Here is a 24,603-nt window from a genome sequence, read left to right as displayed (position 1 = left end):
GAAATTTATCTAATAATTTTAATACTGTTTCATCTAAGTAGATTGACGTCTAATCAATAGTAATATCTTTTTTATCCTTTAATTCTAAATTAAAATATGGAATCAGAGGAAAAACATATATACTTGACCAGTCATCTCGACTGGTCTTTTTTTATTATAGGAGGGAACCATGAAAAAAATAATATCAGGAATACAACCAAGTGGAATCTTACATATAGGAAACTATTTTGGTGCAATACAACAATTTATCAAATTCCAGGAAGAAAACGACTGTCTCTTCTTCGTAGCAGATTACCATGCTCTTACATCTTCTACAGATGCAGATGCACTGCGTAAAAATACCAGAGATGTAGTTTTAGACTACTTAGCATTAGGAGTAGATCCTGCAAAAGCCAGTATCTTCATCCAGTCTCATGTACCGGAACATACAGAGCTTATGTGGGTTTTATCAAATCTTACTCCAATGTCACTTTTAGAGAGAGGTCATTCTTTTAAAGATAAGAGTGCTCGTGGTATCTCATCTAATACAGGATTATTTACATATCCGGTACTTATGGCAGCGGATATCTTAATGTATGATGTAGATATGGTTCCAGTTGGAAAAGACCAAAAACAGCATCTGGAGATGACCCGTGACATCGCTACAAAGTTCAATGAGAAATACACTGAAACTTTCAAGCTTCCTGAACCTATGATTGTCGAGAGTACAGCTGTGGTTCCCGGAGTAGACGGAGCTAAGATGTCAAAATCATATGGTAATACCATCGATATGTTTGCATCTAAAAAAGCATTAAAAAAGCAGGTAATGAGTATTGTAACTGATTCTACACCGTTAGAGGATCCTAAGGACCCGGATAACAATGTAACTACCCTGTATAAATTATTCGCTACACCTGAAAAATTAGAAGAGATGAAGGAAAAATTTAGAGCTGGTAACTACGGATATGGTCATGCTAAAAAAGAACTTTTAGAAGCTATCCTGGAGCATTTTGCAGAAGCAAGAACTAAACGTGAAGAATTAGTAGCTAACCCTGAATATGTAGATAAAATACTAGCTGAAGGTGCTGAAAAAGCTAGTGCAATTGCAAGAGCTAAGATGGTAGAAGTTAAGAAAGCAGTAGGATTGATATAGTAAATAATTTATTGATCACTAGTCAATAAACTAAAAGAGAGAAGATCCATCTGGATCTTCTCTCTTTTCTGTTACATTATATTATTTACTCTGTCCTTCCCATGTAGGAGAAGGCTGAGTAAGGGGGGGTTATGCTGTTACTTTTTTACCTTCTTTATTGTATACCTTATCTTTTACTGCTAAGAATACTACTCCGATAACTATTGCTAAAGCAATTCCTGCATACTTAGACATCATTACTGGTAATCCAAATCCAATCGGTGCCATCATTATGAATGCGATACACACAGATGTCATGAATACTGCCGGAATATATGTAATCCAGAAGTTTTTCTTTTCTCTTACAAAGTAAGCTGTAGAAGTCCATAATACGATAGTTGCGATCAATTGGTTAGTGAATCCGAAATATCTCCATACAATGTTGAAGTCTACCTTTGAAAGGAAGAATCCAATAACGAATAATGGGATAGCTACTAATAATCTATTTTTCATAGAGTGCTGTTCAAAGTTAAGTGCATCTGCTATTGTAAGTCTTGCACTTCTAAATGCTGTATCTCCAGATGTGATAGGTGCTGCTACTACTCCAAATACTGCCAATGCTCCTCCAACTTTTCCTAATAATGAGTTAGATATTACATTTACAATTGCTGCTGCATTCCCGTCAAATCCTGCTAATCCTTTTACTCCACCAAAGAATGCCATTGCTGCTGCTGCCCATACTAATGCTACTACACCCTCTGCGATCATAGAACCATAGAATACACTTCTACCTTGCTTTTCATTAGTTAAACATCTTGCCATAAGTGGTGATTGAGTTGAATGGAATCCTGATATTGCTCCACATGCTATTGTGATAAATAACATTGGGAATATAGGAGTTTTCATAGGTGCTGCTTGCATATTTGTTATATTTCCAAATAATTCAGGGATCTCAAATCCTCCTACAAATAACATTACTCCTACACCAGCTGCCATGAATAACAACGCTGCTCCAAACAATGGATAGATCTTAGCTATTATCTTATCTACCGGTACTAATGTTGCTATTAAATAGTAAGCGAATATGATGTAGATCAATACTTGTACATTTAATCCTGTTAATCCATGTAAGATAGTTGCAGGTCCTGCTACAAATACTACTCCTACTAATACTAAAAGTACTACAGATATAACTCTCATTGCCATTCTATAAGGTTGTCCTAAATATTTTCCGACTAATTCCGGTACTGATCTACCGTCATTCCTAAGTGATAACATCCCTGACATATAGTCATGTACTCCACCTGCAAATATTGATCCAATTACAATCCATATAAATGCTACCGGTCCAAATAAAGCTCCTGCAATGGCTCCAAATATTGGTCCTAATCCTGCAATATTTAAGAATTGAATCATAAATATTTTCCAACCTGGTAATGGTATAAAGTCTACTCCATCCTCTAACTTAATTGCTGGTGTTTTCGCTTTTGGATCTACTCCAAATACCTTCTCAACAAATTTTCCATAAAAAAGATGACCTAAAACTAATAAAACTATCGATACTAAAAAAGTAATCATATCGTCCTCCTAAAATAAATTTAATATATTTGATATGATTATTATACATCTATTATAGATTCAAGGTGTAATTTGGAGATAAAATACAAAATTCCAAACATTAAATACAAATATTCGTCATGAAATGCATTTTAAAGTTCCGATCTTTATTAAGCCATCTAGTTCTATTTTGGAACTTTTAGTTTTATTTTCTATTTTATATTCAATAAAGTTCGAAATTCTTTTATCTTATTCCGGCTCACAGGAACTTCTACATCCAAATCCTCTATCTTTAGGTTATACGTACTGTTAAACCAGGGTATTATTTCTTTTATCTTATTTATATTCACTATATATGATCTGTGGGTTCTGAAAAATATATTTGGCAGCTCTCCCTCCAAATCAGATATTTTCTGTTTGGAAAAATATATTTCACCCTTGGCATATACCTTAGTTTCCCTTTCACAGGCTTCAAAAATATAGATTTCATCCAGTGATAAAACATACATCTTTTCCCCCTTCCACAAAGTCAGTCTGTTGATACTCTTCTCTTCCTTAGGTTTTTCTTCTATGTTTTTTTCTATTAAACTATCTAAGGTTTTTATTATCCTCTCCTCAGAATATGGTTTTAATATATAGTCAAAAGCTTTTATACTGAAAGCATCCACTGCATATTCACCATATGCAGTGATAAATATAATCTGTGGTTTTATTTCAAATTTCGATATTAATTTAGCTAAGACCATCCCATTCATATTTGGCATATTTATATCTAAAAAGATTATATCCACACTATTTTTTTCAAAAAAATTAAGCGCTGACATAGAATCTTCAAACTCTCCTACAATCTCTAACTCTTCATATTTTTCTATAAAATATCGTAGCTCCATCCTTGCCGGATATTCATCATCAATTATTATACACTTCATTATTCCCCCCTGATATCAAAAGTTATCCTTGTTCCCTCCTCTAATTTTTCTATATCCAATCCCTTTCCATAGATCAATTTTATCCTTCGATGTACATTATAAAGACCTATCTTACTGCTTTCAATGCTATCGCTATATATTTTATCGATCACTTCCTGGTCTATACTCCTACCATTATTTTCTATGATCACACGTATTTTATTTTTATCTACTCTGTATATTTTGAGGTAGATATCCTTTCCCCCTGTTCCATTTAAAAGCCCGTGCTGTATTGCATTTTCTACCAGGGGCTGAATTGTCAAACTTGGTATCTTTACCAGTTTAACATCTTCATCTATCTCATAGTGCATATTTATTTTATCATAAAATCTTGCTTTTTCTATATTCACATAGGCTTTTACCTGCTCTAATTCCATAACTATATCCACAGGTTTATTTCCATTGTCCAAATTGTATCTGAGATAGGTCGCCAGATCAATAATTGTACTCCTGGCCTGAATAGGGTCTATTCTCACAAAAGAGGTTATTGTATTTAGTGCATTGAATAAAAAATGCGGATTGATTTGAGTTTGTAACGCTTTTATCTCTGCATCTCTGGCCATCTCCTCCAGCTTTTTTATCCTGCTTATCTCCAGCTGGGTCGATATAAGCTCAGATAATCCCAGAACTAGGTTTTTATTTCTTTCCGATATATAAGAGTTTTCCGAAAAATAAACTTTTAATGCCCCAGTTACTTCAGTTCCTGATTTGAGTGGTACTATTATAAATGAAATAATATCCTCAGAGATACAATCTAATTTTCTCTCTTCCTCGTCATCCTTGTTAACCATTCTAAACTTCCCTGTTCTAAGCACTTCCTTTGTGACATTCCCTCGAATCTTTGTATGCGTTATTTCATATTTCTCATCCTGGGCACAATATGAAATTATATCTTCCATATCGGTAAATACCACTATTTTAGCACCTAAAGATTCCAGTATAGTCCTGCATACATTTTTTAACGAATCATTATTTACATCTCTAAAATATGGCAATGTTTTATTAGCTATCTCCAAAACTAACCTAGCCTCTTCCCCTGCTACCCTGTCTTCTTCCAGCATCATATTTTCTGTTATTAATATTACGATGGCTACTCCCAAAGCATTTACTAAAACCATAGGAAAATATATAGTTTCTACTATATTTAAAGCCAGATAAAATGGTTTTGACATGAGTAATATCAATCCCATACTGATATTTTCAATAATAATTCCACCTATAAACCCCAATATATATTTATTTTTTACATTGAGTTTATTTAAGTATCCCAGTCCCCAGCCCCCTAAAAAAGTGGCTATGCCACAGGGAATTGCCGTTATTCCATAGGGATCTATCATGATCCTGTGGATCCCTGCAGTTAATCCTGTGATAAGTCCGATCATAGGTCCCCCTATAATCGCTGCTACAACTACACTGATATTTCTAGTATTGGCTATGGCACCATTATAATCTGTTCCCATATAGGTTCCACCTATAGCAAGTACAGAAAATATTAGAGATAATAATACCATATCTAGTTTTGTATATTTTTCTTTTTTTATTAATCGTTTGAATCCCCTAGCCCTCGATAGGAAAAATGCTATCGTTATGATATAACCCAAACTATTTATTAGATTTCCAACAAGCCCGAACATAACTCCTCCTTTATATTAATATATTTATATAAGTTCATTTTACACTATTAGTAAGAGTGTTGCAAAAAGTTTATCAGGACCTTATTGCTCACAATTATGAATATAAAGTTTAAAGTTGTGACAACTCTATGGATACTTTTTAAAAATTAATTTGATTAAAGGTATCAAACTATGAGAACAAAGAAATCCCGTGCAGGAAATTTTATCTAACTCAAGAATATTATAGGCTTTTGGTATTAAAAGGATTGAACTCACCAAATATTCTAAGCAATCACCTTAGAAAAATAAAATTTCAGGTGTTATTATATTTTTGTTGACATTTCTTTACTTGTTTAGTAAACTTTGTTTATAGAAAAATATCGATGTTAATAATATGGAGGTAACGATGAATACAATTAAAAATCAAATAGATTTAGAAGAAAAAATAATGAATTTATATTTAAGACACCAAAAACAAAGTGAATCAATGGAATGGAATTTTTATGAATATATGCCTTGGGATAGGGGGCAGTCTTTTTCTACCCTGCCCTATGATAAGTCACAAAATACATTGCCTCAGGAGTTGATCACAGCAATAGAAACTTCTATGCTGACAGAATTAAATCTTCCCTGGTATACTACTTTTTTAAATAATATGTTTACAGATAGTTTAGAGCCCCTGCAAAATTTTGTACATACTTGGGTAAGTGAGGAAGACCAGCATGCCGCAGCTTTGGAAACTTACTTAATCTTGACCAGAAACGCTGACCCTAAGGAGCTTACCAAAGTAAAAAAAGAGATCCTTACTACCGGATGGGACTCTATCTTGTCGGAACCTCTGGCATCTATGGTATACACTTCGTTACAGGAATTGGGAACAGTTGTATTTTATAGAAATATAGCTAAGTATGCACAACAATATGACTCTGGACTGAGCGATTTACTCCTTAGAATAGCCAAGGATGAATCATCTCACTATGCTTTCTACAACCAGATAGTTGATGCACACCTGGAGCTGAATCCTAATTTAATAACACATGTCTGGCCTGTAATCAAAAACTTCAAAATGCCCGGAGGATCTTTGAGTGATTTTGATGATAGGATGAAGGTCATTCAAAAAGCCGGATATGGCCCGGATGAATATGTAAACCAGGTTTTAGAAGTTCTTATTAAAAGGTGGAAAATTGCTAAATTAGAGCCAACTACTTCAGAAGGAAAGGAAGCTCAGAAAAATATTTTAAAGTATTTAGAGAAGATCAAAAGAATTAATGCCAGATTAAAAAAGCAACGTGACGTTGCATCCAGACAGGCATAATTTAGATTGTTATAGTCTTTCATTTATTTCATAAGTTTTAGATTACAGATCCAGCTTTACAAATAATTTCCTAAAATAGAAAAAGTCATCTAAATTTTAGATGACTTTTTCTACTTCTTTACCTTCAATATCTTCACTGTCTTTGTATTTTTCTTGGCTAAACTCAAGTTTTTTTCATAGTTAATCTTACTGAGGAGGATAAAAATTGCATCTATCACAGTCAGCTGAGTTATTGTAGAGGAAATCGCAGTCAGCCTGAAATTAACATTTTCAGCTACAGTTTTAATGGCTATATCTGCCAACTTACTCAGTGGATTTTCCACTACCTTGGTCAGGGTAATTACCTTTGCCCCATTTTTTTTCGCTATCTCTACAGACTTAATTATCTCATATGTCTGGCCGCTGTGGGATATAGCAAAGACCAAATCCTCAGGAGTGGTATTGTTCATACTGGTCAACTGTACATGGGTATCATCCAGATAACTGGCACTTAGATTTATCTCCAACAGTTTATACATCAAATTCTTGGCCACCAGACCTGAAAATCCAGCTCCTAAAATATAGATATTCCTAGCCTTACATATGGCATCTACAGTTTCTTCCATATCTGAAACATCCACAATAGAAGTAGTATTTCTTATGGCTTCAATATTTTGATAGGCCACTTTTTTTATAACTTCCGAACTTATGTCATCCATTGAAATCTGGTCGTGTACTATCTTAGTTTTTTTTGATTTTTTTCTTATTATTGCTTCACTTAGAGCTATCTTAAATTCCGGAAACCCCTTATATCCCAATTTTTTGGCAAACCTAATTATGCTGGGTTGGCTTATACCTATTAATTCTCCTAATTCCTTGGCTCTCATCCCCTTTATGTTTTCTAAATTCCCTAAAATATATTGAGCTATCTTTTTTTCTGTCTTTGTAAATACCTCTTTCATTTCCTTTAATTTTGTTATACAATCCATTTTTATTCAACCCCCTTTACAAATTATAAAGCATTATTGAAATTTGTGCAAAATTTTATTTTTTTTTGAAATAAAATTACAAAATCAAGTTTTAATGAACATAATTTAATCCACTATCTATTTAAATATTTACAGATGATATGTTATACTATTGGTGTAGTAACAGTCAATTAATTTATAGGAGGGACAAATTATGGATAACGCTTTAGAAATCGTAAGAAATATGAGAAGAAAAAATAAAATCAAAAGAGAAGTAACTGATGTTGAGAAAAAAATAAGAGATAACAGAAAAAGAGTTGAATTATTAGACAACTTATCATCATATATCAAGGATAATATGACTACATCTGAGATAAAGGATATCATTCAAGGTATGAAGAGTGACTATGAGGATAGAATCGATGATTTCATCATTAGAACTGCTGAATATTCAAAGGAAAGAAGAGACCTTAATAAAAGTATCAAGGAATTGATGCAGGCTAACCAAATGAATGAAAATAACTAAATAACAGTTATATAAAAATGAAGGGAAACCTTCATTTTTTTATTGAAAAGAGATTTTCTTCCTATTGGTTTATTTAATAATATCAAAATATTAAGGCAATAATAAGAACAATTAAATATTGTTCTTGTACATAAAAAAAAGAGGTTTCCCTCTTTTTAATTGTTTAATACCTTTTCAATATTACTTAATGAATATAATAGCTCTTCACATTTTTTTCCTTTATAGCCAACTTTTATCTCTTTTAGCAATTTGAGGCATCTTTCCACATTTTGAGTATTAACTTTCCATAGAGTTCGGGTTTTTGATTTTCCAAAAGGGAGAAGGTCGTCTTGGGGATCACTGCTAAAACAATATCTGTATCTTCTCCTTCTATTCCTCCAAAGAAAGATGTCTTTTAGAAGAGTTCAATAACCTTATTTCTCAGTTCCTTTTCAGACATAATAATTTCCCCCTTTACACTAGGTTCTTTTATTTTATTTTAATATTATTTCTCTTTGAAACATCATTTTTTTCGCCCTTTTTAAATAGTTTTAACCTTAAGACTTTTAAAAGAGATCAAGTCGCATAAATATTATTCTAAAAAATATTTTTTTAAAAACGCCCTTTAATTACATCTTCTTCATCTAGAATGCCAGCTTCTACCAAAGCAGCCATATAGGAAGTGTTCTCCCTTGACATTCGCACTGTAGATCCTGCTATCCCTTCATATGAATCTTGAATGGTTTTAGTTGCACCAGCAGGTATATCTATCCCAAAATAATTATTTTCATCTATACTTTCAGAATACCTCTTAGGAGACCAATCGATCAATGATTTGATTTGATTTGCATTTTTACCGACAAGATAATTTTCAATGGCACTATAATTCCCCTGCCATCCACCATTGGAATGGAAACCATATTTTAATCCCATCTTCTCTGGGATTTCATTTTCAAACTTTACACCTAGAGCACTAAGTATCTCAAGAATTGTCGAATTTTCATCCGTTCCCTCTAAAACACCACGATCTTTAATTACATTATCGTAAAAATGGATCCCGTATAAATTTTTCCCCTCCAGTTCAGACCAGTTTTCAGGTTTTAAAAGTCCGCTTTTAGAAGCTCTTACAGTGGGAATCAACTCTCTGTTAATAACTATATCTTTAAACTTGGAATTAAAATCAAAACCAGGCTTAAATTTAGCTTCCATCTGATAACGGGTAACAGGATCTAATATTACAAGAGCCACACTACCATCATCATCTACTGCTACAGCATAAAATCCCATCAGATCATTAGTTGTTATATCAAACATAGATATTCCTTTTTTGTAGTTTGATCCTGGAATAGCTGCCACAGGGTCTACAGAAAAATCAACAGATACTTCGGCTTCAGGATTATTCCTGGCTATCCACTCACCATTTTTAAAGACTAAAAAATCGATCCTGGCATCTGAAATTGTTCCATCTTTCTCCAATGTTAAAACCGTTTCGATCTTCTGTTTAGCATCCTCCAAGGCCACACCTTTAGAGTGTCCCTTCCAGTATACTCCCTTATATGTTCCACTATAATCCTTTTCATAAAAAAACACATGCACTACTAAAGAAAGGATTACGGCAACTACCCCTAATAACATTAAATTTTTTTTCAAAATAACTCCTCCTCCCATTAACTTATTTGTTTTGATTTTAGATAATTCCCCTCCTTATAATTGAGGGATTTAAACATATTCTAACCTAATGAATCCCAGGATTAGTAAAGGCTTTTAACCTTAATTTACAGGTTTTATCTCCACCAATTGTTAGAATAAAAAAATATATATACATATATATATCAAAAAATATCAACATCTCCTCTTTTCTTTAGGATGAAGTTTATTGTTTTAAATGTTATAATAATAGATATAATATTTAAATTCAAAGAGGTGAAAAATTTGGCAACAAAAAGTATAGAAAAATTAACAGATTATTTTTATAGATTCCCGGGAATCGGGAAAAAATCTGCCAGCAGGTTGGCATTTCATATCCTGGAGATGGAAAAAAATGAGATAGAGGAATTTATAAAAGCTGTCTACGAGGTAAAGGAGAATACTGAAAAATGTACAGTCTGCGGTAACTTAAGTGAATCTCCTATCTGTGATATATGTGATAATGAAACTAGAGATAGTTCTGTCATCTGTGTTGTAGAAGATAATAGAGACATTATCGCCCTGGAAAAATCAAAGTCATATAACGGTAAATACCATGTTTTAAACGGAAAGATCGCTCCCCTCAGCGGGATAACCCCGGATAAATTAAATATCAAATCACTTTTAACCAGGGTAGCTGCTGAAGAAATAAACGAGATTATTCTGGCTCTTAATCCTGATTTAGAAGGGGAAACTACAGCCATGTATCTTATGAAATTACTCAAACCATTTGGTGTAAAGATCTCTAAGATCGCCAGTGGAATTCCTATGGGTGGAAATATTGAATTTTCCGATATTGCTACTATCAACAGAGCATTAAACGATAGAAAAGAACAGTAGACAGGATATTAAAAATCACTCCTAATTAGGAGTGATTTTTTTATAAATATTCTTTTTAACCTTTTTCAATAAATTTAAAATAATATCTTTTATTCCTATTATTTATCTCCTAATAAAAAATTTATATCCACTGCAAAAATATCTGTCCTTTTAACCTTATCCATAACAGCCCTTCCATTGGCTGCAAGATAAAGTATATTATCTTTCACAACAGGAGTTGTTACTATATCTCCATTTACTATAAATTTAAATAATTGTTTTTTAGAAGAGGTATCTTCAATATATAATTTATCCCCTGTAACTGAGATCTCTAAATTCTGGTATCTTATTTTTTCTACCTTTCCTTTAAAAGGGCTAAACTCTTCAGGAAATTTATATCCTGTTTCTATATCTGTTGTTTTTCCAGTGTCTTTATCAACAATATAGGTTTGGGGAAAATTATAGACATCTCTTCTCAAAAAATCATCATTGGTCAAAAAGGAAATATTTTGATCTGAAAACTTTAGATTAGAAGTTATTCCGCTGGGAACTTTTGATACCCATTTTACTTTATTTTGATAGTTGTAAAAGATCATAAAATAAAAATTTGATATAAACAATGTAAGAGTTATTAGATTGAATAAACCACTAGAAGAACTCCTTATGACAACTCTTTTTCTCGTTTTTGCTGCCATAAGATAAACTTTGAGCCCTAGGAGAACAATTAATCCTGCTACTCCTATTGGAAATCCTTCGCTTCTATTGTTAAATATTAATGCCATCATACTTGGCAGCAGGAGAAATAAAGCGGATAAAATATTCATATTAGAAGATTTCACTATCCCATTAAATCTTTTTTTTGCCAAGATAAATTCAATAATTCCAAGTATCAAAAATAAATATACCGCCTTTGGTGATACCAGCAAATAAAGTCCTATATTTATGGTGAATAACACAATAAATATAGGAAATGATAGGATATATTTTGAATCCCCCCTGCCTCTTTTTAACTCTCCAAACATTTTTTCTTCCCCCTACTTTAATTTTATAGATGACCTCATTTCCCTATATTTTAAATCATTGCTACAATTATACTACTTTTTTAAGTTTAAACAAGTTAAGGTTAAAAAAATATAAAAATAACCTTAAAAAATTTCAAATATATATAAAATATAAAGATTTCTTCATAATTTTAACCTTATAACTCAAGGCTAGTGCAAGCTACAGTTGTTAAAGTATTAAATATGTGATAAAATATAAAGATTTTTTCATTCTGGCTAAACTCATCTAAGAGTTGTTTTTTAGCTAATTAATAATATAAGGAGTTTTAAATGAAATATATAAAACACAGAGATTTGATAGTTAATAAAAGTCTCTATAAAGTAATCTTAAAGATCTCCATTCCCCTCATGATTGGTGAGTTGATTCAAAGAGCCTATACCCTTACAGACATGTTTTTTATGGGGAAGATGGGAAGTATACAGGTAGCGGCCCTTACCTTTGTTGACCCAATAATAAATGGAATAATGGCTATTGGAATGGGGTTAGCAGTTCCTATGCTATCTATGGTTTCTCAAAATATAGGAGCCAAAAACTATGATGGTGCTAAAAAAAATATCGGTAACCTTATTTTTTTAGCATCTATTTTATCTGTCTTCATTGGGCTGGCAGGAGTTTTTCTTTCAGACCCAATCCTTGAAACACTAAATGCCCACGGAGTATTGTTAGCAGAGAGTTCCCGTTATTTAAAAATCATTCTCTGGGGAACTTTTTTCACCTTTATAAACGTATGTTATCTCTCTATAAAACAAGCTGAAGGAGATACCATGAAGCCTTTATATCTGAATATTGCTTCCCTTGGTCTGAATCTTTTACTCAATCCTATTTTAATATTTCAAATGAATTTAGGAATTAAAGGAGCTGCCATAGCTACGGTAGTTTCAAAAGGATTTTTAACCATCTATGGAATCTATGATTTATTTTATAAGGGAAAAGGATTAAGGATTTCAAAAAAGCACCTTAAAATATCAAGGAAAGATTTTATATACATCCTTGCCTTGGGAATTCCTGCTGTTATCACTAAGTCTACCTCTCCTTTAGGAAATATGCTTATCAATTCCTATGCTGTTGGTTATGGTAGTTCCGTCATTGCAGCAGTGGGTCTGGGCAATAAGATAAATAGTATTTTATTCAGTCTGGGAACCAGTCTATCTGCTACTATGACTACTATTGCTGGTCAGAATATAGGTGCCGGAAAGATAAAAAGAGTTGAAGAAGCTGTGAAAAAATTAGGAATTATAAGTATTTTTATCAGCCTCTCAGGTTCGGTTATTATAATTTTATTTTCAGAGAATATCCTGTCTTTCTTTACCGCCGACCCCTCAATAAAAAAACTTACAAAGGAATTTTTTATTGCTACAACACCTACAGCTGTTGCATGGGGGATCTCTCAGATTATCATGGGAGTACACCAGGGAGCCGGTTATACTAAGATATCCATGTATATCACCATTATTAGATTATGGCTCCTGAGAATTCCCCTTGTTTTCATCCTAGGAATTTTTGTAGGAGAAAGATCATTATGGTATTCTACAGCTATTGCTACAAATGCCATAGGAGTTATCTCCATCCTGTTTTATCTGTCAGGTCTATGGAAGAGGAAAAATAAATATATCATGGCATAAAAATAAGGGATCCCAAGGATCCCTTATTTTTTTACTTTCTAATTTCAGTTACTTCAATAATCCATGTTCCTGCTATAGTACCTAATTTGGGTTGAGGATAAAATAAAGTTCTTACTGTTTCCATTACTTCTATCTTATAAATTATATTATCTCTCTCCATTCGTAGTTCATTATTTTCTTCAAAATATCTATATTTTTCTTCCCTATTTTTTTGATATTCATCTATTTCAAATAAAATATCCTCCTTTGTTTTAGGTTTTTCTAATAATAAAATTCTAAATCCTTTAGTTAAGATATTAAGTCTATCCTTTAATTCCCCCCAGATAGTTATAGTTTGGTTTTTCATAATAATCTCCCTCCATAAATATAATACACCCTAAATAATCTTCATCTATTACTTTATACATCTTTTTTTACCTTTCACAAAAATTTAATTGAAAAATAATAAAATTAAAATTAAACAATATTAAAGAAAAAAAAAGGACTGGAAATTTTCCAGTCCTTTCTCTATATATCTATTTTATTCTCACTCCTAAAAGGAAGAGGATAAATTATAGACCTTGAGAATAGTCAAGTGCAGCTAATCTCTTATAGTGTCTTATTTTCTTTGCAGCTTCTGCTTTATTCTTAGCGAATAATTCTTTTGCTCTTTCAGGATTAGACTTAGTTAATGTTAAGTATCTAGTCTCTCCTAATAAGAACTCTTCATATTTGTCCCAGTTAGGTTCTTTAGAATCGATTTGTAATGGGTTCTTACCTTCTAATTCTAATTTAGGATCAAATCTGAATAATGGCCAGTAACCACATTCAGTAGCTAACTTCATCTCTGTTTGAGAGTGACCCATACCTTTTCTTACACCATGTGAGATACAAGGAGCATATGCAATGATGATAGATGGTCCTTTATGAGCTTCTGCTTCTTTAACAGCTTTTAAGTATTGAGCTTGACTTCCACCCATAGATACTTGAGCTACATAGATATGTCCATAAGACATGCAGATAGCAGCTAAATCTTTCTTCTTTAATGGCATTCCAGCTGCAGCAAACTTAACTACTGATCCAGTTGGTGATGCTTTTGATGCTTGTCCACCAGTATTTGAGTACATCTCTGTATCCATTACTAAGATGTTGATATCATCAGATGTAGCTAAAACGTGATCTATTCCACCGTAACCGATGTCATTTGCCCAACCGTCTCCACCGAAGATCCATTGTGATTTCTTAGTGATGTAGTCTTTTAATGATGTTACTTCTTTAGCGTCTTCATTACCTTCGATTAATGGTAATAACTTAGTTCTGATCTCTTGAGTTTTCTCTCCATCAGTTCTGTTTTCAATCCATTCTTTGAATAATTCTGCTACTTCTGGAGTAACTTTATCCATGATTTTTTCCATTTCTACTTCTAATCTATCTCTTAATGCTTCTACAGCAACGTGCATTCCATATCCGAACTCTGCATTATCTTCAAATAATGATGATGCCCAAGCTGGACCTTCTCCGCAACCGTTTGTACAGTAAGGAGTTGATGGAGCTGATCCACCGTATATTGATGAACAACCAGTAGCGTTTGCTACCATCATTCTATCTCCGAATAATTGAGTGATTAACTTGATATATGGAGTTTCTCCACAACCAGCACATGCCCCATGGAATTCGAATAAAGGTTGTGCAAATTGAGAAGTTTTAACATTTGCAGTTCCCATGATTTCTTTCTTGTAAGTTACTTCGTTGAATAAGAAATCAGCGAATTTTTGCTCAGGCATAACTTCAGCAATTGGAGTCATAACTAATGCTTTTCCTTTAGGTGCTGGACATACGTTTGCACATACTCCACAACCAGTACAGTCAAGTGGTGAAACTTGTAATCTGTATTCTACACCGTCAGCTTTTCCGATAACTTTTAAAGTTTTCATATCTTCTGGTCCATTAGCTTTTTCTTCTTCATTAATTAAGAAAGGTCTGATTACTGCATGTGGACAAACAAATGAACATTGGTTACATTGGATACAGTTTTCAGGAATCCATTGAGGTACGTTTACTGCTACCCCTCTTTTTTCAAATGCTGTAGTTCCATTTTCAAATGTACCATCTTCATATCCGTCAAATGCAGATACTGGTAAATCATATCCTTTGATAGCGTTTATTGGCTTAGCAATTTTTTCTACGAATGCAGAACCTTTGTAAGCGTCTTCAGCTGTTTCATGTACTAAGTTGATCCAAGCTGGATCTACAGTAACTTCTACTAACTCGTCTGCTCCTTTATCAATTGCGTTGTAGTTCATGTCAACGATATCTTGACCTTTTTTGATGTATGACTTATAAGTATACTCTTTCATATATTCTTGAGCTTCTGCAAATGGAATTACGTTAGCTAATTTAAAGAATGCAGATTGCATTATTGTGTTAGTTCTGTTTCCTAATCCTAATTCAACTGCTAATTTATTTGCATTGATGATGAATAACTTAGCTTCTGCTTTAGCTAACTTAATCTTAACTGAGTTAGGTAAGTTTGCAACAGTTTCCTCTGCATCCCATACACAGTTTAATAAGAATGATCCACCTTTTTTTAATCCACTTGTCATGTCATACTTACCTAAGTAAGATGGTGTAGAACATGCTACGAATGAAGGTCTGTTGATTAAGTAAGTTGATCTGATAGGGTCTTTACCGAATCTTAAATGAGATCTAGTAACTCCTCCAGATTTCTTTGAATCATATGCGAAGTAAGCTTGAGCATAAAGATCAGTCTTGTCTCCTATGATTTTGATTGAGTTTTTGTTAGCTCCTACAGTACCGTCAGATCCTAACCCGAAGAATAAACATTCTTTTACATTATCAGCAACTACTGATACAGCTTCTCCTACTGGTAATGATAAGTGAGTAACGTCATCGATAATTCCTACTGTGAATCCTTCTTTAGGAGTATCTATTTTTGCATTTTCAAATACAGCTACTATTTGAGCAGGTGTAGTATCTTTAGAAGATAATCCGTATCTTCCTCCAATGATTTTTGGTGCATTTTTGTCATCTTTGAATAACTCAACTACGTCAAGGTATAAAGGTTCTCCGTTTGCTCCAGGTTCTTTAGTTCTATCTAATACAGATATTGACTTAACTGTCTTAGGTAAAACGTTCATGAAGTACTCAGCAGAGAATGGTCTGTATAAGTGAACAGTTAATAATCCTACTTTTTCTCCTGATGCCACTAAATGATCTACAGTTTCTTTGATAGTCTCTGTAACTGATCCCATAGCTACTACTACTCTTTCAGCATCTGCTGCTCCATAGTAAGTAAATGGCTTATATTCTCTTCCTGTAATCTTTGAAATTTCTTCCATATATTCTAAAACTGCTGCTGGTACTGCATCATAATATTTATTTTGAGCTTCTCTAGCTTGGAAATAAACGTCATCGTTTTGAGCTGTTCCTCTAGTCACTGGGTGATGAGGGTTGATTGCTCTATCTCTGAATGCTTGAACAGCATCTCTATCTAATAATCTATCTAAATCTGCATAATCCATTACTTCTACTTTGTTGATTTCATGTGAAGTTCTGAAACCGTCGAAGAAATGCATGAAAGGTACTCTTGTTTTAAATGTTGCTAAATGAGCCACACCTGCAAGGTCCATTACTTCTTGTACAGATCCAGAGGCCAACATTGCATAACCAGTTTGTCTTGCAGCATATATATCTGAGTGATCTCCAAATATAGATAATGCTTGAGCTGATAATGATCTAGCTGATACATGGATTACTGAAGGTAATAATTCTCCAGCGATCTTATACATGTTAGGTATTTTTAATAATAATCCTTGTGATGCTGTATAAGTAGTCGTTAAAGCTCCTGCTTGTAACGCTCCATGAACTGATCCTGCTGCTCCTGCTTCCGATTGCATTTCTACTAACTTTACAGGTACTCCGAATAAGTTTTTCTTACCTTGAGCTGCCCATTGATCAGTGTATTCTGCCATTGGTGATGATGGTGTTATAGGATAGATCCCTGCTACTTCTGTGAATGCGTATGATACCCACGCTGCAGCTTGGTTTCCGTCCATTGTTTGCATAGTTTTAGCCATTTTTTTTGACCTCCTGAAAATTTTAATTATATTTTATTGGTGTCAGTAAAATAAAATATCTTTCATGTACAATTTTACTTCACTAGCAATATTTTGTCAATAATTCATTATTATTTTTTTAAACTTATCACTTTTTACACTTTTTTCGTTCTTAAAACATCATATTTAACCACTTTAATACATTTAATTACTTTTTTCACTTAGTATTATCGTGGTAAAATCCTTTGAATCTCTAAGTTTTTGTATGGTTATACTTTACAAATACCCTGTTTTTTCTACATTTTACGGACATTGTTTTGATAAATTTAATTTTTTTTTATTCATTGGGTCTGGAGGTCAGGTATTATCTATTTTTACATCAAAAAAAACATGACGTTGTGTCCAAATAAGTATAATTTAGGTTTTACAATTTTTTTTATTTCATAAATTTTATAATTTCCTATACAATAAAAAAAAAACTGCCAGATTAATCTGGCAGTTTTAAAATTATTTAACTATTGCTAATGTATCTCTAGCGATTACTAATTCTTCGTTTGTTTGGATCTTATAGATAGCTACTTTAGAAGTTTCTGTAGATAATTTTACAGATCCTTTCTTTCTTACTGAGTTAACAGCTTCATCTAATTCTACACCCATAAATTCTAATCCTTCTAAAGATTTAGATCTTATTAAGTTAGAGTTTTCTCCAATTCCACCTGTGAAACAGATCATGTCTACTCCACCCATAGCTGCTGCGTATGATGCGATATAAGCTCTGATTCTATAAGTCATCATATCGATAGCTAATGCTGCTCTCTCATCTCCAGCTCCTCTTGCAATTTCAAGGTCTCTACAGTCAGATGACTTTTCGAAGATTCCTAAGATTCCAGATTTCTTGTTCATTCTAGCATCGATCTCTTTATCAGTTAATTCTCTCTTAGCTTTGATAAATAATGCTGCTGCTGGGTCGATATCTCCACATCTAGTTCCCATCATTAATCCTTGTAATGGAGTTAATCCCATTGAAGTATCTACTGATTCACCATCTTTAACAGCTGATATAGATGCTCCGTTTCCTAAGTGACATACGATTACTTTTGAGTTAGCTGGGTTTCCTAATAAATCGTTAGCTAATCCTGCAACAAATTTATGAGAAGTTCCGTGGAATCCGTACTTTCTTACTTTTAACTCTGTATAGTCAGCATATGGTAATGGATACATAAATGCTTTTGCTGGCATAGTTTGGTGGAATGCTGTATCAAATACTCCTACATTAGGCTTTCCAGGAATAAGTTCCATACAAGTCTTTACACCTAATAAGTTAGCTGGGTTATGTAATGGAGCTAAGTCGTTGTTAGCTTCGATTCCTGCCATTACTTTTTCATCTAATAATACAGATGTTGTGAATTCTTCTCCACCATGTACTATTCTATGTCCAACTGCGTCAACTTCATTGATATCTGCAATTACTCCGTGCTCTCCTGTTAATGTATTTAACACTAATTCTAAAGCTTCCTTATGTGTAGGCATATCATGCTCTAACTCTAATTCGAAATCTGTAGCTGGTACTTCGTACTCAAACTTAGATCCGTGGATTCCAATTCTGTCACATAGACCGATTGCGAATACCTCTTCAGTTGTTGGGTTGATTAGTTGGTACTTTAAAGATGAACTACCACAGTTAATTACTAAAACTTTCATTAATTATTTCCTCCTAGATTTTATTTTGATGATATATATTTCACTTATCATCTATATTATTTTTGTAGGAGTCATCTCTAACTCCTACTATTTTATCTATTAGTTAGCTTGTACTGATGTTATTGCTGTTAAGTTTACTATATCAGATACTGAACAACCTCTTGAAAGGTCGTTGATTGGTGCTGCTAAACCTTGTAATAATGGTCCGTGAGCTTCTGCTCCTGCTAATCTTTGTACTAATTTATATCCGATATTTCCTGCTGCTAAGTTAGGGAATACTAAGATGTTTGCATTTCCTGCTACTTTTGATTCAGGTGCTTTTTTAGCTCCTACTGCTGCTACTAATGCTGCATCAGCTTGTAATTCAGCTTCAAATTCGAAATCTACATTACTTTCAGCTAATATCTTTCCTGCTTCTGCTACTACATCTACTGAATCATGTTTAGCTGATCCTTTAGTTGAGAATGTCATTAATGCTACCTTTGGCTCGATTCCTGCTACTGATCTAGCTGTTTCAGCTGCACCCATAGCAATATCAGCTAATTGTTGAGAATTAGGTTCTGGTATTACTGCACAGTCACCAAATATTAAGATATTTCCATACTCTTCAACTTTATCTTTTAACTCCATGATGAATACAGATGATACTGTTTTCATTCCTGGCTTAGGTCCTATTACTTGGAATCCAGCTCTAAGTACGTTTGCTGTAGGTGAATCTGATCCAGATACCATTCCATCTGCATCTCCTAAAGCTACCATCATAGCACCAAAGAAGTTAACATCTGTAGTTAATATCTCTTTAGCTTTTTCTGGAGTCATTCCTTTCTTAGCTCTTCTTTCTACTAATTTAGCTACATAAGCATCTATATTTTCAAAAGTGTTTGGATCAATTATAACAGCTCCCTCTAAGTTAGCTCCTACTTTTGCTGCTTCTGCGTTTAAAGTTTCTGCATTCCCTACTAATACAACTTTAGCCAATCCCTCTTTTACGATTTCTTGTGCTGCTTTTAATACTCTTTCATCAGTTGCTTCTGGTAAAACGATAGTCTTTTGTGTCACTTTAGCTTTTTCTTTTATTTGATTAATGATTCCCATTAGTCATCCTCCCGATCTATATAATATGAAACCTATATTAACACATTTTACTCTAGTTGTACATATGGTTTTTGCTTTCTTACAGTCGGTCAGAGTTTTGTGTTTCATTTACAAACTTTTATTCCCATAAACATATTTTTTATACCATTTTTTCCTAACATAACTATTATATTATTTTTACGTTTATTTTAAAAGCTTTTTTTGATTTATTTTTATCCAAATTTAATTTTTATTCAAAAATAGCATCTATATACTCTTTAGATTTAAATTCACGGAGGTCTTCTATCCCCTCTCCTACCCCAATAAATTTAATTGGTTTTTTCAACTCTTCAGATATAGCAAATACTATCCCACCCTTGGCTGTCCCATCTAATTTAGTCACTACAAATCCACTCAATTTAGTTACCTCATTGAATACTTTAGCTTGGTTCAATCCATTTTGACCGGTAGTTCCATCTATTACCAATAAACTCTCATAGGCTGTTTCCCCTACATGTTTTTTTATAATAATGTTTATCTTCTCTAACTCTTTCATAAGATTATTCTTATTATGTAATCTTCCTGCTGTATCTATTATCACTATATCAGCACCTCTGTTTTTTGCAGCTTTTAGTGTATCAAAGACCACTGCTCCCGGGTCACTTCCCTGCTCATGCTTTATGATATCAGCACCTGCTCTATCTGACCATTCTTCTAATTGCTCAATAGCTGCCGCTCTAAATGTATCTCCTGCACCTATCACTACTTTTTTACCGTCTTTTACAAACTTAGCAGCCAATTTTCCAATAGTAGTTGTTTTCCCTACTCCATTTACCCCTACTACTAAGACTATATTCATCCCGGGTTTATCTACTTCTAACTCTGTTCCTTCAGCGATTAAGAACCCTTCCATTACATCTTTTAATACATCATAGACTAAGTTAGGATCTTTGATCCCTCTTTTTCTAACTTCCTTCTCTAACTCTCCTACTATCTTAAGTGTCATATCCATACCGATATCCGATTGGATCAATAGATCCTCTAATTCCTCATACATCTCCTCATCTATAACACTTCTTCCGGCAAAAAGTGTTTTCATCTTTCCAAACAACCCTTCCCTGGTTTTTACAAGTCTTTCCTTTAAAGATTTGAAAAATCCTCTTTTCTTAGATTTTTCTTCCCTCTTCTTTGACTCCTCATCTTCTTTTCTTTTGGCTTCTTCTTCAGCTTCTTTCGCTATTTTATCTTCTTCAGCCTTTAATCTCTCTAATTCTTTTCTCTCTTTCTCCTCTTTAGCCTTTAACTCCTCCAATTCTTTTCTCTCTTCTTCCTCTTTAATTTTTAACTTCTCAAGCTTTTCTCTTTCTGCTTTCTCTTTAGCTCTTAATTCCTCTAACTCTTTTCTTTTAGCCTCTTGCTCGGCTTTCAATCTTTCATTTTCCTCTGCCAGTTTCTTTTCCTTAGCTTTTTCTATTTCCAGCTCTTCATTTTTAATCCTTAACTCTTCTTTTCTTTCCGTTTCAACCCTGTCAGCTTCTTTTTGATTTTCTAATGCCTCCAGTTCCTTTCTTTCCTCTTCCTCTTTAGCCTTCAATTGTTCCAGTTCTTTTTTTTCTTCCTCTTCCTTTATTTTTAACTTTTCATCAGTTTCAACTTTCTTCTTCCCAAACCCAAATAATTTTTTAAACATCTTTTTCCTCCTAGCATTTTATTGATTTTGTACTCAAATATTAACATATTTATTTTTTTTTGTCATAAAACCAAGCTTAAATTCTTTCGCTCCCCTTTTAATCTGAATAATCTACCGCTAAAAATCTTTTTCTTTGTCACAAATTACACCAATTATCACTAACCAAAAGCTTTCTTCAGCCTTTCTAATCCATCCTCTAAGATATATCTAGGACACGCTATATTCATTCTTGCAAATCCAGCACCCATAAAAGCCCCTCCCATTGTAAGGGCTAAGCCGCCATCTTCCACTAATTTTTCTTTTAATTTTTCATTATCCATTCCATATTCTCTTAGATCTAGCCAAAGCAGATAAGTAGCCTCAGGTTTTCTCACCCTGATTTGAGGAATATTTTTACCTATGTAGTCTATGGCAAATTCCATATTTCCTCTCAAATGATCTAGAAGTTCTTCTAACCACTCCTCCCCATCATTGTAGGCAGATATCACCATATCCATACAAAAACTATTGGGTTCATGAACTCCAATCAGAGAAAGTTCATCTATAAAACCTTCTTTCTCCCCTATTGTAGGGAAAACTACGAATGAACTCTGAATTCCAGCCAGATTAAAGGTTTTAGTAGAAGAAAGACAAGTATATACAAGGTTTTCTACTTCACTCCCCAGACTGGCTATGGAAATATGTTTTCCATCTAAGATCAGGTCACTATGAATTTCATCGGAAATGATCTTAACTCCGTATCTCACACAAATCTCTGCGATTTTTGATAATTCTTCCCTCTCCCAAACTCTTCCACTAGGATTGTGGGGGTTACACAATATAAATACCTTAGAGCACTTTACTTTTTCCTCGAAATCTATAAAATCAATTACATATCTTTCTTCTTTTTTTATCAGTTCATTTACAACTAGTTTTCTCCCGTTATTCTTAATCTGTTTTACAAACTGCGGATAAGTTGGAGACTGTATCATTATTTTATCTCCTTCATCGGTCAAACTCTTAATCAATAGATTCAGGCTGGTTACTACCGTAGGAGAATGAGCGATTTTATCACAAGGTAATTTATATCCGTGTCTTTTTTCCACCCAGTCTACCAGACTACCTATATACCTTTCACTTTCCATGGTATAACCGAATATTTTTTGGTCAGCTTTATTTTTTAAAGCTTCCACCACTACATTAGGAGCCTCTATATCCATATCTGCCACCCACATAGGTAGAATATCTTCCCTTCCAAAATAATTTTTTCTTCCAGCCCATTTTCTTGAATCATTTTGACTTCTATCTATTTTTTTATTAAAATCAATCATCTTTTATCCTCCTCTGTTTTTTCTTAATATTATACTTCAGTCATTTCCAAAAAGATATAAATATTATATTTAAACTTCTATTTTTTTCTCTGGCAATTTTAAGTAATTCCATTTTTTTTATGGCATAATATTTATATTAACAACAATTTATCCCAGACAATACAACTTCTCCTACGAAGAAATTTGTAGAGACTTCTAAAAAGGAGATAAACTATGAGCAAACATTTAGATCTGACTCAAGGAGACATCGGATGTCTCATAAAAAAAATAGCTATCCCTTCAAGTATTGGATTTTTATTCAATACCTTATTTAACATAGTAGATACTCTCTATGCCAGTTATATAGGATCTGATGCAGTTTCAGGTCTCACTCTCTCATTTCCGCTTTTTTTTATCCTCATATCTATCGGCTCCGGAATGGGGACAGGAACTACAGCTCTTATCTCCAACCTTTTAGGAGAAAAAAATATGGAAAGTGCCAGGGACACTTCTGAAGACTCTATCAGTCTTGGAATTATTTTGAGCTTTTTCGTTACCTTTTTAGGAATTTCCCTCACAGGTACTACATTTAAATTTTTAAACGCTCCTGCCGAAACCACAATTTATGGTGTTCAATATATCCATATAATTATGGGAGGAAGTTTATTCTTTATCTTAAACAGTTCCTTCAACGCTATCCTTTCTGCCCAGGGAGACACCAAACCTTACAGAAATTTTCTTATTCTTGGTTTTTTCTTGAATTTAATCTTAGACCCTCTATTTATATTAGTTTTTGATATGGGGATTGCAGGTCTTGCTTTAGCCACTATTTTTATCCAAATAACAGGATCTTTTTATCTTCTGAAAAAAGTTATAAGATCTCCCTTATTTTTAGAAGCCAGACTACATCTGAAAAAACCTGATTTTCACCACTATTTAGAAATTTTGAAGCAGGGATTCCCAGCCAGCCTGAATATGATGAGTATGGCTTTAGGAGTTTTTGTGATCAACTATTTCGTTTTAGATGTAGGAGGCAGCTCTGCAGTAGCAGGCTACGGTATCTCTATGAGAGTAGAACAGATGGCACTTCTTCCTACTATTGGTTTAAATATCGCTATTTTAAGTATTACAGGCCAGAATTTTGGTGCCAGGAACTTAGAAAGGATTAAAAAAGTTTATAGATTAGGTCTTATTTACGGACTCCTCATAATGACCACTGCCATGTTTATAATCTTTCCCTTTTCAAAATATTTTTTAAGATTATTTACAGATGACATGGAAGTTATAAAATATGGTGTCACCTATCTTAATATAGAAACCTTTGCCTTTAACTCCTACGTTTTTTTAAACATCTCTGTAGCTGTCCTTCAGGGTCTCAAGAAACCAAATTTTGTTATCTTTATAGGAATATACCGGCAATTTTTGCTACCCCTATTATTATTCCCTATCTTAATAGGGCTTTTACCAAACCCCATATACGGTGTTTGGGTAGGAATCCTTGTAGTAAATTGGAGTGCCGTTATCATCCTTGTTTCCTATACCATATATATGTTAAAAACCTATGAAAGAGATACTCCCTAGTATCTCTT

Annotated in this window: 18 protein-coding genes; 6 read left to right on the top strand and 12 right to left on the bottom strand. The window is 33.4% G+C overall.

Annotated features, from left to right (window positions below):
- Nucleotides 1-169: 169 nt before the first annotated feature.
- On the top strand, nt 170-1,132 hold the full coding sequence (gene trpS / locus NRK67_10120) for a tryptophan--tRNA ligase (protein UUV19759.1): 963 nt from the start codon (nt 170-172) through the stop codon (nt 1,130-1,132).
- A 129-nt stretch (nt 1,133-1,261) separates the two neighbouring features.
- Here trpS and NRK67_10115 read toward each other — a convergent pair whose 3' ends face one another.
- From NRK67_10115 to NRK67_10105, 3 genes are all read right to left on the bottom strand, one after another.
- The gene (locus NRK67_10115; GenBank protein ID UUV19758.1) at nt 1,262-2,689 is read right to left on the bottom strand and encodes a carbon starvation protein A; all 1,428 of its coding nucleotides are present in this window, start codon (nt 2,687-2,689) and stop codon (nt 1,262-1,264) included.
- 191 nt (nt 2,690-2,880) lie between these two features.
- Entirely contained in the window at nt 2,881-3,597 is a 717-nt protein-coding gene (locus NRK67_10110) for a LytTR family DNA-binding domain-containing protein (protein UUV19757.1), read from the bottom strand.
- Nucleotides 3,597-5,270 (bottom strand): histidine kinase, encoded by a 1,674-nt coding sequence (locus NRK67_10105; GenBank protein ID UUV19756.1) that lies wholly within the window; start codon nt 5,268-5,270, stop codon nt 3,597-3,599. Before NRK67_10105 ends, NRK67_10110 begins: the two co-directional genes overlap by 1 nt.
- A 385-nt stretch (nt 5,271-5,655) precedes the next feature.
- Here NRK67_10105 and NRK67_10100 point away from each other — a divergent pair, with 385 nt between their 5' ends.
- Nucleotides 5,656-6,564, top strand: coding sequence for an acyl-ACP desaturase (locus NRK67_10100; protein ID UUV19755.1), 909 nt, complete (start codon nt 5,656-5,658; stop codon nt 6,562-6,564).
- A gap of 110 nt (nt 6,565-6,674) precedes the next feature.
- Here NRK67_10100 and NRK67_10095 read toward each other — a convergent pair whose 3' ends face one another.
- The gene (locus NRK67_10095; protein UUV19754.1) at nt 6,675-7,532 is read right to left on the bottom strand and encodes a MurR/RpiR family transcriptional regulator; all 858 of its coding nucleotides are present in this window, start codon (nt 7,530-7,532) and stop codon (nt 6,675-6,677) included.
- 193 nt (nt 7,533-7,725) lie between these two features.
- Here NRK67_10095 and NRK67_10090 point away from each other — a divergent pair, with 193 nt between their 5' ends.
- Nucleotides 7,726-8,037: a DUF496 family protein gene (locus NRK67_10090; protein ID UUV19753.1), complete on the top strand. Its 312-nt coding sequence runs from the start codon at nt 7,726-7,728 to the stop codon at nt 8,035-8,037.
- 591 nt (nt 8,038-8,628) lie between these two features.
- Here the strand turns inward: NRK67_10090 and NRK67_10085 are convergent.
- Nucleotides 8,629-9,666: a hypothetical protein gene (locus NRK67_10085; protein UUV19752.1), complete on the bottom strand. Its 1,038-nt coding sequence runs from the start codon at nt 9,664-9,666 to the stop codon at nt 8,629-8,631.
- Nucleotides 9,667-9,948: 282 nt separating this feature from the next.
- Here NRK67_10085 and recR point away from each other — a divergent pair, with 282 nt between their 5' ends.
- The gene (gene recR, locus NRK67_10080; protein ID UUV19921.1) at nt 9,949-10,542 is read left to right on the top strand and encodes a recombination mediator RecR; all 594 of its coding nucleotides are present in this window, start codon (nt 9,949-9,951) and stop codon (nt 10,540-10,542) included.
- Nucleotides 10,543-10,640: 98 nt separating this feature from the next.
- Here the strand turns inward: recR and NRK67_10075 are convergent, their stop codons facing one another.
- The gene (locus NRK67_10075) at nt 10,641-11,543 is read right to left on the bottom strand and encodes a hypothetical protein (protein UUV19751.1); all 903 of its coding nucleotides are present in this window, start codon (nt 11,541-11,543) and stop codon (nt 10,641-10,643) included.
- Between the two features lie 309 nt (nt 11,544-11,852).
- Between NRK67_10075 and NRK67_10070 the strand changes: the two genes are divergently transcribed.
- A complete protein-coding gene (locus NRK67_10070) occupies nt 11,853-13,205 on the top strand; it encodes an MATE family efflux transporter (GenBank protein ID UUV19750.1) in 1,353 nt (450 codons plus the stop codon).
- 31 nt (nt 13,206-13,236) lie between these two features.
- Here the strand turns inward: NRK67_10070 and NRK67_10065 are convergent, their stop codons facing one another.
- The 6 genes from NRK67_10065 to NRK67_10040 form a co-directional block, all read right to left on the bottom strand.
- Nucleotides 13,237-13,551: a hypothetical protein gene (locus tag NRK67_10065; GenBank protein ID UUV19749.1), complete on the bottom strand. Its 315-nt coding sequence runs from the start codon at nt 13,549-13,551 to the stop codon at nt 13,237-13,239.
- Between the two features lie 205 nt (nt 13,552-13,756).
- Complete coding sequence (gene nifJ / locus NRK67_10060; protein UUV19748.1) at nt 13,757-17,281, bottom strand: pyruvate:ferredoxin (flavodoxin) oxidoreductase; 3,525 nt, start codon at nt 17,279-17,281, stop codon at nt 13,757-13,759.
- Nucleotides 17,282-17,767: 486 nt separating this feature from the next.
- Nucleotides 17,768-18,961, bottom strand: a complete 1,194-nt coding sequence (locus NRK67_10055) for an acetate kinase (GenBank protein UUV19747.1) — start codon at nt 18,959-18,961, stop codon at nt 17,768-17,770.
- 99 nt (nt 18,962-19,060) lie between these two features.
- On the bottom strand, nt 19,061-20,056 hold the full coding sequence (gene pta / locus NRK67_10050) for a phosphate acetyltransferase (GenBank protein ID UUV19746.1): 996 nt from the start codon (nt 20,054-20,056) through the stop codon (nt 19,061-19,063).
- A gap of 229 nt (nt 20,057-20,285) precedes the next feature.
- Nucleotides 20,286-21,374, bottom strand: a complete 1,089-nt coding sequence (ftsY, locus tag NRK67_10045) for a signal recognition particle-docking protein FtsY (GenBank protein ID UUV19920.1) — start codon at nt 21,372-21,374, stop codon at nt 20,286-20,288.
- 509 nt (nt 21,375-21,883) lie between these two features.
- The gene (locus NRK67_10040) at nt 21,884-23,035 is read right to left on the bottom strand and encodes a pyridoxal phosphate-dependent aminotransferase (protein ID UUV19745.1); all 1,152 of its coding nucleotides are present in this window, start codon (nt 23,033-23,035) and stop codon (nt 21,884-21,886) included.
- A gap of 213 nt (nt 23,036-23,248) precedes the next feature.
- Between NRK67_10040 and NRK67_10035 the strand changes: the two genes are divergently transcribed.
- Nucleotides 23,249-24,595, top strand: coding sequence for an MATE family efflux transporter (locus tag NRK67_10035; protein UUV19744.1), 1,347 nt, complete (start codon nt 23,249-23,251; stop codon nt 24,593-24,595).
- The last annotated feature ends 8 nt before the right edge of the window (nt 24,596-24,603 follow it).

Source organism: Fusobacteria bacterium ZRK30, from assembly GCA_024628785.1.
In the GTDB taxonomy this organism is placed as follows: Bacteria; Fusobacteriota; Fusobacteriia; order Fusobacteriales; family Fusobacteriaceae; genus Psychrilyobacter.
The sequence above is the reverse complement of the archived record's forward strand: the minus strand, read 5'-3'. Positions and strand labels throughout refer to the sequence as shown.